This is a genomic window from Amycolatopsis sp. NPDC059657, from assembly GCF_042734395.1.
In the GTDB taxonomy this organism is placed as follows: Bacteria; Actinomycetota; Actinomycetes; order Mycobacteriales; family Pseudonocardiaceae; genus Amycolatopsis.
The window spans coordinates 20,860-32,312 of record NZ_JBHWEB010000106.1 but is presented as its reverse complement, the minus strand read 5'-3'; the positions used below and the strand labels follow the sequence as shown (position 1 = coordinate 32,312).

At 68.7% G+C, this 11,453-nt stretch carries 12 protein-coding genes; 3 read left to right on the top strand and 9 right to left on the bottom strand.

Features of this window, described 5'->3' with window-relative positions; genetic code table 11:
• Window positions 1-56 precede the first annotated feature (56 nt).
• The 9 genes from ACFV15_RS37580 to ACFV15_RS37540 form a co-directional block, all read right to left on the bottom strand.
• A complete protein-coding gene (locus tag ACFV15_RS37580) occupies window positions 57-926 on the bottom strand; it encodes an NAD(P)-dependent oxidoreductase (RefSeq protein ID WP_378356855.1) in 870 nt (289 codons plus the stop codon).
• A gap of 254 nt (window positions 927-1,180) precedes the next feature.
• Window positions 1,181-1,720 carry a DUF5134 domain-containing protein gene (locus ACFV15_RS37575; RefSeq protein ID WP_378356853.1) on the bottom strand — a complete coding sequence of 180 codons (540 nt, stop codon included), beginning with the start codon at window positions 1,718-1,720 and terminating at the stop codon, window positions 1,181-1,183.
• Window positions 1,721-1,737: 17 nt separating this feature from the next.
• Window positions 1,738-1,962: a hypothetical protein gene (locus ACFV15_RS37570; protein WP_378356852.1), complete on the bottom strand. Its 225-nt coding sequence runs from the start codon at window positions 1,960-1,962 to the stop codon at window positions 1,738-1,740.
• Window positions 1,963-2,096: 134 nt separating this feature from the next.
• On the bottom strand, window positions 2,097-3,266 hold the full coding sequence (locus tag ACFV15_RS37565) for a lipid-transfer protein (RefSeq protein WP_378356850.1): 1,170 nt from the start codon (window positions 3,264-3,266) through the stop codon (window positions 2,097-2,099).
• Window positions 3,263-3,661 (bottom strand): MaoC family dehydratase, encoded by a 399-nt coding sequence (locus ACFV15_RS37560; protein WP_378356848.1) that lies wholly within the window; start codon window positions 3,659-3,661, stop codon window positions 3,263-3,265. The genes ACFV15_RS37565 and ACFV15_RS37560 overlap by 4 nt, the downstream gene beginning before the upstream one ends.
• On the bottom strand, window positions 3,658-4,560 hold the full coding sequence (locus ACFV15_RS37555; protein WP_378356846.1) for a bifunctional MaoC family dehydratase N-terminal/OB-fold nucleic acid binding domain-containing protein: 903 nt from the start codon (window positions 4,558-4,560) through the stop codon (window positions 3,658-3,660). The genes ACFV15_RS37560 and ACFV15_RS37555 overlap by 4 nt, the downstream gene beginning before the upstream one ends.
• Entirely contained in the window at window positions 4,557-5,729 is a 1,173-nt protein-coding gene (locus ACFV15_RS37550) for an acyl-CoA dehydrogenase family protein (protein WP_378356844.1), read from the bottom strand. The genes ACFV15_RS37555 and ACFV15_RS37550 overlap by 4 nt, the downstream gene beginning before the upstream one ends.
• A 2-nt stretch (window positions 5,730-5,731) precedes the next feature.
• A complete protein-coding gene (locus ACFV15_RS37545; RefSeq protein ID WP_378356842.1) occupies window positions 5,732-6,775 on the bottom strand; it encodes an acyl-CoA dehydrogenase family protein in 1,044 nt (347 codons plus the stop codon).
• A gap of 74 nt (window positions 6,776-6,849) precedes the next feature.
• Complete coding sequence (locus ACFV15_RS37540; RefSeq protein WP_378356840.1) at window positions 6,850-8,247, bottom strand: wax ester/triacylglycerol synthase family O-acyltransferase; 1,398 nt, start codon at window positions 8,245-8,247, stop codon at window positions 6,850-6,852.
• A 124-nt stretch (window positions 8,248-8,371) separates the two neighbouring features.
• Between ACFV15_RS37540 and ACFV15_RS37535 the strand changes: the two genes are divergently transcribed.
• The 3 genes from ACFV15_RS37535 (at window position 8,372) to ACFV15_RS37525 (ending at window position 11,433) form a co-directional block, all read left to right on the top strand.
• Window positions 8,372-9,604 carry an alpha/beta hydrolase fold domain-containing protein gene (locus ACFV15_RS37535; protein WP_378356839.1) on the top strand — a complete coding sequence of 411 codons (1,233 nt, stop codon included), beginning with the start codon at window positions 8,372-8,374 and terminating at the stop codon, window positions 9,602-9,604.
• 238 nt (window positions 9,605-9,842) lie between these two features.
• A complete protein-coding gene (locus ACFV15_RS37530) occupies window positions 9,843-10,604 on the top strand; it encodes a calcium-binding protein (protein WP_378356837.1) in 762 nt (253 codons plus the stop codon).
• 7 nt (window positions 10,605-10,611) lie between these two features.
• Entirely contained in the window at window positions 10,612-11,433 is an 822-nt protein-coding gene (locus tag ACFV15_RS37525) for a calcium-binding protein (RefSeq protein WP_378356836.1), read from the top strand.
• Window positions 11,434-11,453: the final 20 nt, after the last annotated feature.

Here is an 11,453-nt window from a genome sequence, read left to right as displayed (position 1 = left end):
TTTTGGTTTTTTTCTTTTGGTTGTGTTTGGGGTTTTCACCCCCCCCCCCCCAACGCTCACGACCCCCGAGCCTCGAGGGCCTTGACGACGGCGGTCATGTCCAGGCGGCCCAGGCCGAGGTCGACGGCTTCGCCGAGCAACGTTCCGCAGGCTTCGACGAGCGGGGCCGCGATGCCCGCCGACGCGGCGGCTTCCGTGATCAGGCGCGTGTTCGTCAAGACGTCCGCGACCGACGCCTGGACCGAGAAGTCCTCGTCGAGCAGCTTGGGTGCCTTGACCCGCATGATCGGGCTCGCCATCTGCCCCGCGCCGAGCACCTCGGCGAAGCGATCCAGGTCGACCCCATGGCTGCGCGCGAAGTGCACCGACTCGGCGAGGCCTGTCACCAGCGTGACCAGGAACGTGTTGACCGAAAGCTTCATCAGCAGGCCCTGCGGAACCGATCCGCAGAACACCGTCTCCCGGCACATCGGTTTCAACACCGGGCGCACCGTGTCGATCGACTCCGGAGCGCCCGCGAGCATCGCGATCAGCTCGGCGGCTTCGGCCGGTTTGCGTGAGCCGGAAACGGGAGCTTCGACGTAGCGGCCGCCCGCGGCGAGGATGTCCGACTCGAGGTTCTTCGAGTACGCGGGCGAAGTGGTGCCCATGTGGACGATCGTGCGGTCCGCGACGCGTGTGGCGAACTCGGGGGTGCCGCGGGCGAGGACGGTGTCGATGGCGTCCCCGTCGGTCAGCATCAGGAGGACGACCTCAGAGCGGGTGAACACTTCCGCCACATCCGCCGCGGCAGATGCGCCCGCCGCCGCCAGCGCTTGGGTTTTCGCGGGAGTGCGGTTCCAGACGAGGAGTGGGACCCCTGCCCGTGCCAGGTTGAGAGCCATCGGCTCCCCCATCACGCCGAGCCCCAGGAAACCGACAGACATGGGACGATTTTCGCATGCCGCCGACCCGGATCGCCCGTCCCTTCCGGCGCATCCGGCGTCACCCGCCCAGTCCCTTGCGGGTGATCATCCGCACACGTAGCGTGAACAACGGCCCTGTCTAGCGGAAGGATGACGCGATGCGGGATGGATGTGGGTGCGGAGACAGCTGCGCCGGCTCGAGCTGTGGCTGCGGGTGCAGCTGCGGCTAGCGTGACACCTGGTGGCTTTCGTGGCGGCAAGCCGCGAAAGCCACCTCACAGCGCGGCCAGCAGCATGTAACCCATCCCGATGCCCATCACCGCCCGGCACGCCGCGCGTGAAACCGATCCGGCGGGCCGGTCGGCCGTCTTGAGCAGGAACATCCCCGACTTCACCGCGTCGCCCGCGAAGTAGACGGCCGCCGCGATCGCGACCACCGTGAACAGGATTCCGGGCGAAGTGTCCATTGTGGACATGTTCAGCCACGGCCCGTGCTCGGCGGTGACGTGCGGCATGGCCACCAGCAGGTACAGCATGACCACGGCCGAGACGGCGTGATGCGCGCAGCCGCGCCGGCCACGCAGCCAGGCGACCATGAACCAGGCGGAGGTCAGCAGGAACAACGCCTGCCAGCCCGCCGCCGGGATCGGCCCGCCGATCGGCGAGAGCATCGCGACCATCGCCACCGCGAACAGCAGCTCGGCGACGTCACCCTGCCGTGTCGCGTGCCCGAGCTGCCGGTAGTCGAGCCTGGCGAGCCGCCGCACGCAGGGCCAGGTGATGGCCAGGAACACCGCGGTCAAGATCCACGCCATCACCCGGTGCGCCCCTCCTACGAGACTTCGGCGGGGAGTATCCGGTCCAGCGCGCCGTCCTTCACGTCGGACACCAGCGCGTGCAGCTGCGCCAGGCTCATCTGGATGCGGGCGCCGTGGTCGTCGACGATCACCACCCGGCGTGCCTCGTCGGCGTCGTGGTCGAGGAACAGGTCAGGGCAGCCACGATCGCCCTCACCGCAGAAGGTGAAGACGTGCTCCAGTGGCTTTCGACCTGGCATGGGGGCCTCACTCTGTGTCGCCGGCTGTCCCGTCAACCGTGACAGCCTCCACCGGCGACCACCAGCCCGCAAAGAGGTGATCCCCATACCCCACAAGGACTATCTTCGGGCGCAGCGGAAAATAAGCAACCGGATTACCCCTGGGACAGCACGAGTCCGCTCGTCGGCACCCCGGTCCCGGCCGTGACCACCACGTGGCCCGCGCCGGGCACCTGGTTCACCGAGGTGCCCCTGATCTGGCGGACGCCCTCGGCGATCCCGTTCATGCCGTGGATGTACGCCTCGCCGAGCTGGCCGCCGTGGGGGTTCAGCGGCAGCTCACCGCCGAGTTCGAGCGCGCCGCCCGCGATGAAGTCCTTCGCCTCGCCGCGGCCGCAGAAGCCGAGTTCCTCCAGCTGCATCAGTACGTAGGGGGTGAAATGGTCGTACAGCACGGCCGCATCCATATCGGACGGTCGCAGCCCCGACTGCGCCCAGAGCTGCCCGCCGACCACGCCCATCTCCGGCAGCGCGGCCAGTGAGTCGCGGTAGTAGCTGGTCATGATGTATTGATCGGGCCCACTGCCCTGCGCGGCGGCCGCGATGACAGCGGGCTTCCGGGCGAGATCGCGGGCACGTTCGGCGGAGGTGACCACGAGGGCGACGCCGCCGTCACTCTCCTGGCAGCAGTCGAGCAGGTGCAGCGGCTCGGCGACCCAGCGGGAGGCCTGGTGCTGCTCGAGGGTGATCGGCTTGCCGTGGAACCACGCTTTCGGGTTAGTCGCGGCATGTTTGCGGTCGAGCACCGCGACCCGGCCGAAGTCCTCGCTCGTCGCGCCGTACTCGTGCATGTACCGGCGCGCCAGCATGGCCACGGTCGCGGCGGGCGTCGCGATGCCCACCGGGTAGTGGTAGGCGTTGTCCACGCCCGAGGAGTTCACCTGGCCCGCCGCGGCGGAGGACACCTGGCCGAACCGCTGGCCGGAGCGCTCGTTGAACGCGCGATACGCCACGACGACGTCCGCGACGCCGGTCGCCACGGCCAGCGCGGCCTGCTGCACGGTGGCCGCGGCCGCACCGCCCCCGTAGTGGACGCGGCTGAAGAACTTGAGCTCCGGGATGCCCAGCTCACGCGCGACCGCGATCTCGCTGTTGCCGTCCATGGTGAACGAAACCAGACCGTCCACATCGGACGGTGTGAGCCCGGCGTCGGTCAGCGCGGCCAGCACGCATTCCGAGGCCAGCCGCAGCTCGCTGCGCCCGGAGTCCTTGGAGAACTCCGTCGCGCCGATCCCGGCGATGGCCGCCGCGCCCGAGAGCTTCACGAGCCACCTCCTGGCAGGGTGACACCGACGGTGCCGGTCACGTGCTCACCGAGACTGTCCTTGGCGGACACCGCGATCACCACGTCCAGACCGTCCTTTTCGATCACCCTGCCGGAGAACGTCAAGGTGTCGTAGGCGTAGCACGGCACCCCCAGCCGGATCTTGACCGAGCGGACGAGCGCCTCCGGGCCCGCCCAGTCGGTGACGAACCGTTGCACCAGCCCGGTGTCGGTGAGGATGTTGAGGAAGATGTCCTTGGAGCCACGCGCGATCGCCGAGTCGCGGTCGTGGTGCACATCCTGGAAGTCCCGCGTGGCCAGCGCGGTGCTGACCACGAAGGTCGGCGTGGCTTCGATGGTCAGCGGTGGCAGCTCGGTGCCGACTTCGACGGTCATCGCGTCCTCCAGGCAGGCAGGGTCAGCTCGTCGTCGATCTCCAGGAACACGGCTTCGACTTCCTGTCCTATCCGGACTGTCTCCGGGTCGGCGCCGACCAGCTCGCCCAGCACGCGCACGCCCTCTTCGAGTTCCACCAGCGCGACCACGAACGGCATCTTCTTGCCTGGCACGGGAGGATGGTGGTGCACGACATAGCTGTAGACGGTCCCCCGTCCACTCGCGACGACGTAGTCCGGCTTGAGGTCCAGGTCGCCGGACGGCGGCATCGGGCCGGGCGGGTGACGCAAGGTGTCGCCCCAGCGCTGGATCCTGAGCTCGCCCTCGCGCAGGCCGTCCCAGAAGAACTCGGTGTCCTTGCTGATCACCGGCCGCAGCACGGTGTCCGGTTTGGACACCTCCGGCGGGCGGAACTTGAGCACCCGGAACATCATCTCGGCCACGGGCTCGTCACCGACGCGCCAGGTCGTGCGAGTGGTCACGAACCAGCCCTCGCCCAGTCCGGTCTTCTTCGGCCCGGCCACGGACTCGAGTGAGGTCGTCGCCGAGACGTGCTCGCCGTGACGCAGATACCGGTGATAGGTCTGCTCGGAGTTGGTGGCCACCACCGAGGTGAACCCGGCATCGTCCATGATGGACATCATGGCGCCGAGCGGGTCGTCGTCGGCCCGCGTGCCGTGCAGGCCGTTCATCGTCCACACCTGCGCCATCGCGGGCGGCGCGACGAGTCCACCGTGGACGGACTTCGCGGCGAACTCCGGGTCCGTGTAGACCGGGTTGGTGTCGCCCATGGCCTCGACCCAGTTGTTCACCATCGGCTGGTTCACCGGGTCACGGGCCGGCCTCGGCGAGGACTCGCCTCGCGCCTGAACGCGGGCGGCTTCTTCTTCGATGGTCATCGCGGCACCCTCGGCAATCCCAGTCCTGCCATGGCGATCAGCTCGCGCTGGATCTCGTTGACCCCGCCGCCGAAGGTGAGCACGAGGTTGCGCTTGGCGATCCGGTCGAGCCATTCGGCGAGTTCGGCCGTCTCGGGATCGGCGAAATCACCGTGGCGCGCCACGATCTCCTCCAGCAGCCGTCCGATGCGCTGCATGCGTTCCGAGCCGAAGATCTTCGTCGCCGACGCGTCCGCGACGTCGACCGGCGAGCCCGTCGCTGCCGAGGCGACCTGCCAGTTCAGCAGCTCGTTCACGCGTGCGGTCGCCAGCGTCTCCGCGAGCGCGCGCCGCACGTCCGGCAGCTCCAGCAGCGGTGTGCCGTCGGCGGTCTTGCGGGTGTCGGCCCACCCGCGCACGCGGTCGTAGAACCCGCTGATCCGGCCTGCCGGGCCGAGCATGACGCGCTCGTGGTTGAGCTGGGTGGTGATCAGCCGCCAGCCCTCGTTCTCCTTGCCCACCAGCATTCCCGCGGGCACGCGTACGTCGGAGTAGTAGGTCGCGTTGACGTGGTGCGCGCCATCGCAGGTGATGATCGGCGTCCACGAGTACCCGGGGTCGGTGGTGTCGGCGATGAGGATCGAGATGCCCTTGTGCTTGGGCGCGACCGGGTCGGTGCGCACGGCGAGCCAGATGTAGTCGGCGTCATGCCCGCCGGTGGTGAAGATCTTCTGGCCGTTGACAACGTATTCGTCGCCGTCACGCACCGCCGAGGTCTTCAGCGAGGCGAGGTCCGTGCCCGCGTCCGGCTCGGTGTAGCCGATGGCGAAATGCAGCTCACCGGCCAGGATTTTGGGCAGGAAGAAGGCTTTTTGCTCCTCGGTGCCGAACGCCTGCAGCGTCGGGCCGACGGTCTGGAGCGTCACCGACGGCAGCTGGACGTCGGCGCGCGCGGCCTCGTCGACGAACAGGTGCTGCTCGATGTCGCCGAATCCGCGTCCGCCGAACTCCTTCGGCCAGCCGACGCCGAGCCAGCCGTCGCGGCCCATCCGCCGCACGATCTCGCGATGCACGTCGCCGTGCCGCTCGCGCCGCATCGCCTCGCGCTCCTCGGCGCTCACCAGCCCGGCGAAGTAGCGACGCAGCTCGTCGCGCAATTGCTGTTGCGCCGCGGTCAAATCCACTCGCATAGTCACACCAACTCGCCGATGCGGTCGAGACGGTGCGAGGCACCGCCGACGAACCGGGACAGGTCTTTGATCCCGGAGTAGTACCGGTGCAGCGGATACGTCACGTCGACGCCGAGCCCGCCGTGCAGGTGCTGGCAGGCCGCGAGCGCCTTGGGAGCCTCTTCGGCGAGCCAGTACGCGGCCACCTCGAGGTCAGTGTCGGCGTCCAGTCCCTCGGAAAGCCGCCAGATCGCCGAAAGCGCGGCGAGGTGCACGGTCCGCGACGCGATGTATACGTCGGCGATCTGCTGCGCCACGGCTTGGAATCTGGCCAGCGGCTTGCCGAACTGCTCACGCGTGCCGACGTGGCTCGTGGTGAGTTCCAGCGCGCCTGCGAGCAACCCGTCCCCGAGCGCCACCGCGCCCGCGAGCGCGAACCGGTGCAGCGCGCCGAGTGCGCCGTCGGCGAGCAGGTCGTCCTCGGTGACGCGCACGTCGGTGAGCACGACCGTGCATTCCGGACTTTCGCTCGCGTTGCGGGTCGGCGTGAGCGTGACACCGCTCGCGCGCGGGTGGACGGCGAAGACCGCCGTGCCGCCAGCCATCGTGACCGGGATGAGCATCGCGGTGGCGGTCTCCGCGTACGGGACGGCCGTTTTCGTGCCGGAGATCGACCAGGCGCCGTCGGAGGGCACGGCAGCGGTCGAGGGGTGCGTGGTCATCGGCGCCGACGGTTCGTGCAGCGCGGCCGTGACCACCGCGGCACCGGAAGCGATGGCGGGCAACAGGTCCGCGCGCTGCCGTGTGCTGCCCAGCTTGCCGATCGGCAGCACACCGAGCGCGAGCGCGGCCAGCGCCGGTGTTGAGGCGGCGGCCCGGCCGACCTCGGTCAGCACGAGCGCGACCTCCGCGAGGCCGAGACCGTCACCGTCCAGCTCGGCCGGGAGCGCGAGCGAGAGCAGGCCGGAGTCGGCGAGCGCCTGCCATGGCCGCTCGGGGTCCCGGCGCAGGACGGTGGCGGCCAGGCGGGTGATCTCCTCCTGGGTCGCGTCCGGCTTGAAGTCCACACTGGCTCCCTCGGGCTAGACTGGAACGTGTTCTAGTCTTATCCGTTGGGAGGGTTTCCGGCAAGTCTGGGTTGTCAGCCGGGCAGTGCGTTGAGGAGTTCCTTCATCGCGAGCGGGATGGCGTCCGCGAGCGGCCACAGGTCTGGAACGAGTTCTCGCGCGCCGAGCAGCCCGACGTCGACCCTGCCCGCGTTGGACAGCACGGTCACGTTGAGCCCGGCGCCGTGGAAGACCGGGCCGAGCGGGAACAACCCGGTGATCCGCGCGCCGAGCAGGTAGAGCGGCATCGGCGGGCCCGGCACGTTGGAGATGACCAGGTTGTGGACGACCGGGTGCTTCTCGGCCAGCCGCAGCGCCGAGTACGCGCGCACGGCGAGCCCGAACATGGTCGCGGCCGAGAACTGCGCCCAGTCCTGCAGCATGTCGGCGTCGATGCTGCGATGGTGGTCCTTCGAGAGCCGGTTGCCCTCGGCGAGCGCGAACACCCGCGCCGCCGGATCGGCCAGGTGCGTCGGCAGCGAGGCGAAGAAGGCCGAGACCTTGTTGCTGCCGTACTCGCGCTCGCTCCGCTCCCGCACCGAGACCGGGACGCTGGCGATCAGCGGATCGGCCGGCAGCTCGCCCCGATCGCTCAGATACTGCCGCAACGCGCCCGCGCACAACGCCAGCACGACGTCGTTCACGGTCACCCCGAACGCGTTCTTGATCTTCTTCACGTCTTCGAGGTCGACGGTCGCATACGCGACGCTCCGATGCCCGGTGATGGTCCCGTTGAACGAGGTCCGCGGCGCGGTGAACGGCGTGGGCATCGCCTTGCCCTTCAACGCCTTACCCACCCAAGCGGGCACGATCCCGAGCAAATCGGGCAGCAACCGCGCCGCCTCGAACGGCAGCTTCGCCGCGGAGCGGACGCTGTCTCGCAGCAACGCGAACCCGTGGGGCACACCGGGCGTCTCCGGCTGCTCGATCTCCGGCAACGGCGCGTCGGGCTCCAGCCCCGCCAGATAGGTGATCAGGTTCGCGCCGCTCACCCCGTCGACGCTCGCGTGATGCATCTTGATCAGCACGGCGACGCCGCCGTCCTCGATCCCCTCGATGACGTACATCTGCCACAGCGGGCGGCCGCGGTCGAGCGGCTGCCCGGCGATGTGCGCGCACAGCTCGGCCAGCTCGGCGCGGTCGCCGGGGGCGGGCACGCCGATGCGGTGCACATGATGGTCGAGGTCGAACTCGTCGTCCTCCACCCACACCGGGTGCCGGAAGTTCCAGAACGGGTCGTGCAGCTTCCGCCGGAACGCGGGGATCTGCGAGACCCGCGCTTCGAGCTGTTCCTTGAACTTCTCGAAGGCATAGCCGCCCGGCATCGTCGAGCCGTCCAGCGTCACCAGCCCGCACACGTGCAGCACCTGCGCCGACGTCTCCAGGTACAGGAAGCTCGCGTCCAGCCCGCTCAACCGCTGTTCTTTGACCACGGCACTCAGCGTAGGCGAACCAGTACACCAGTCCCGAGAGGTCGTCGGGGTGAAGCTCGGACCTTGGCGGGCACACGGCGTGATCACCCTCCCCGATCGCCGCGCGCCCGTAAACTCTTGGTTCATGAAGCCGAACTTCATCACCCGGCGGGCGATCCAACTCGGCCTCACCGCCAATGCCCTACGCCCCTTACCAGGCGAACCACTGGCATTCCCGACCTTCTTCGCGGGCTGGCTGACCGGCGAACTGGCTCCCCAGCTGCTCGCGCTCACCGCCGTCGACACCGCGGCCCACCTCGCCCGCCATGGCGTCCGCACCCGCGGCGACAAGATCGGCCTGGCGATGGCAGGCCTCACCGCGGCCGGCCTCACCGCCCTGATCACCGGCTCCCGCCGCGCGGGCGAGGTGATGACCAAGGCACTCGAAGAGGGCCTCGGCCGTGATTACCAGGACGGCCTGGACCCGGTCACCGACCTGGGCACCACCCTCGCCCAGCTCGCGCTCCCGTTCCGCGTCCGCAGCGCCAACGTCCGCCGCCACCACGACATCGCCTACGCCCCCGGTGGCCGCCGCTTCATGCTCGACGTCTACTACCCCCGCGAGCTCGTCGAGGGCAGGCCGGTCCTGCTTCAGGTGCACGGCGGCGCCTGGGTGATCGGCAACAAGGAGCAGCAGGGCCTGCCACTGATGATGCACATGGCCGAGCGCGGCTGGATCTGCGTCGCGATCAACTACCCCCTGTCCCCGGCGGCCCGCTGGCCCCAGCACATCATCGCGGCCAAGCGCGCCATCGGCTGGATCCGCGAGCACATCCACACCTACGGCGGCGACCCGGAGTTCCTGGCAGTGACCGGCGGTTCGGCGGGCGGCCATCTCGCGTCCCTGCTGGCACTGACCCAGAACGACGCAGCCCTCCAGCCCGGTTTCGCCGACCAGGACACCAGCGTCCAAGCCTGCGTACCCCACTACGGCGTCTATGACTTCGCGGCGACGACCGGCGAGCGGGCCAGCACCGCCAGGCTCAAGAACCTGATCTCGCGGTATGTCTTCGAAACCGGCCGCGACCCAGTCCAGTATCTCGACGACTACGTCGCCGCCTCACCACTGGACCGCATCACCGACAAGGCACCTCCGTTCTTCGTCGTCCACGGCGAGCGCGACTCCCTCGTCCCGGTCCGCGAAGCCCGCGAGTTCGTCCGCCGTCTCCGCTCGGCCTCCCAGAACCCGGTCGCCTACGCGGAGATCCCCGGCGCCCAGCACGCCTTTGATATCTTCCCGTCGATCCGCAGCGCCCACGTGGTACGAGGTGTCGAACGGTTTCTCGAATGGAGTTATGCCCACTCGCGTGCCCACTGAGCTGAGCCACGGGACAAATTGGCCCCTTTCCAGAGGTGCGTTCCGATTGTCACAGTGTCATCAACGATGGCGATGACAGATGGACGGCTTTGAATAGACGCGTTTCGATCGTCGGAAAAGCCTGAAAGACCAACGGCTTGCCCGTTCAGGCCCACTCATTCCGCAGGTGCGCTAGCCAATGCGGTTTCCACGTCACCGTCAGTTTCTGAGCTACGAGAAACGAGAAACGAGGTGCCAGATGGAAACAAGACGCGTTCTCGCCTGCGCAGCGGCGACGGCGGCCGCGGTCGCGCTCACACTCGCCGGACAGGCCGATGCCGGGGCGGTCGAACAAGCGGCCACCACACTGGTGAACAAGACCGGCACCACCATCACCGTCACCGCCGGAGTCGGCCGTTCGAACGACATCGTCGTTCAGCAGGCCGGTAATCAGATCAGGATCTCCGACTTCGGCGACGTGGTCGCGGCGAGCGGCAACTGCGTGACCTTCAACGCCCATGAGGCCGCCTGCCCGACGGTCGGCACCACGGAGGTGGTCGTTCACGCGGGCGACGAGAACGACATCGTCTCGTCGAACCTCACCATGATCGGCGCGACGCTGCTCGGCGACGACGGCAACGACACGCTGACCGCCGGGGGAGCCAACGACACTATCGAAGGAGGCACGGGCAGCGACACCATCACCGGCGGCGCGGGTAACGACACACTCAACGGCGGCCAAGGTCCCGACATGATCAACGGCGGAGCCGGGAACGACACCATCGAAGGCAACGCGGGCGCGGACACCCTCAACGGCGGCCCCGGCAATGACGTGATCAATGGCGGCGCGGGCCGCGACCAGATCGTCGCGGGGCCGGGCAACGACGTCGTCCAGGGCGGCGCCGGAGCCGACTCCATCAACGTCATGGATGGAGTGCGCGGCAACGACTCGGCCGACGGCGGGGCCGGCAGGGACACCTGTCACGCCGACCCCGGTGATTTCCTCACCAGCTGCCCCTGAGGAGGCGATGACCATGAGACTGCCCCGGTTCCAGGTCTTGGCGACGGCGACGCTTCTCGTCTGCGGCCAAGCCATCATCGCTCCCGCGTTCGCCAACGCGGGCGAGGACTCGAACACCACGGTCGTACGGAAGATGGGTGACATACTGGTGGTCACCGCGAGCACGGGCAAGGCGAACGACATCACCATCCGGCGACAGGGGACCGTGCTCGTCGTCCACGACGACGGGGACACCGTCGCGGCGGTCGCGCCCTGCGTGCCCAGACCGCGGAACACCGCGGAGTGCCCGCTGCCCGTCGACTCGATCGAAGTCGACAGCAAGGACGGCGACGACCGGATCGTCATCTCGCCGAACGTCGACGCCCCGTCGACCTTGCGAGCGGGCGAGGGTGACGACCGTGTCTTCGGCGGGCCACGCGCGGACCGGCTGATCGGGGACGACGTGGCCGAGGCCGGAGTCGCCCAGACCCCGGGCAATGACACGCTGTCCGGCGGTCCCGGGAACGACACCATTTCCGGCCTCGGTGGCAACGACACGATCTCGGGCGGCCCGGGGAACGACACCCTGAACGGGGACTCGGGCAACGACACCCTCAACGGGGAAGCCGGAAACGACACCTTGAACAGTGGCAGCGGCAACGACACCGCGAGCGGTGGCACCGGGAACGACACCCTCATCGGTGACAGCGGCGTGGACACCCTCAACGGGAACGAGGGCAGCGACTCGCTGTACGCCGCCGACGGCACCCGTGACTTCGTCGACGGTGGCCTGTCGATCGACAGCTGCGTCGTCGACAACGGTTTGGACATCGTGCTCAACTGTCCATGAGCAGAGGGGCGGAGTGAAAC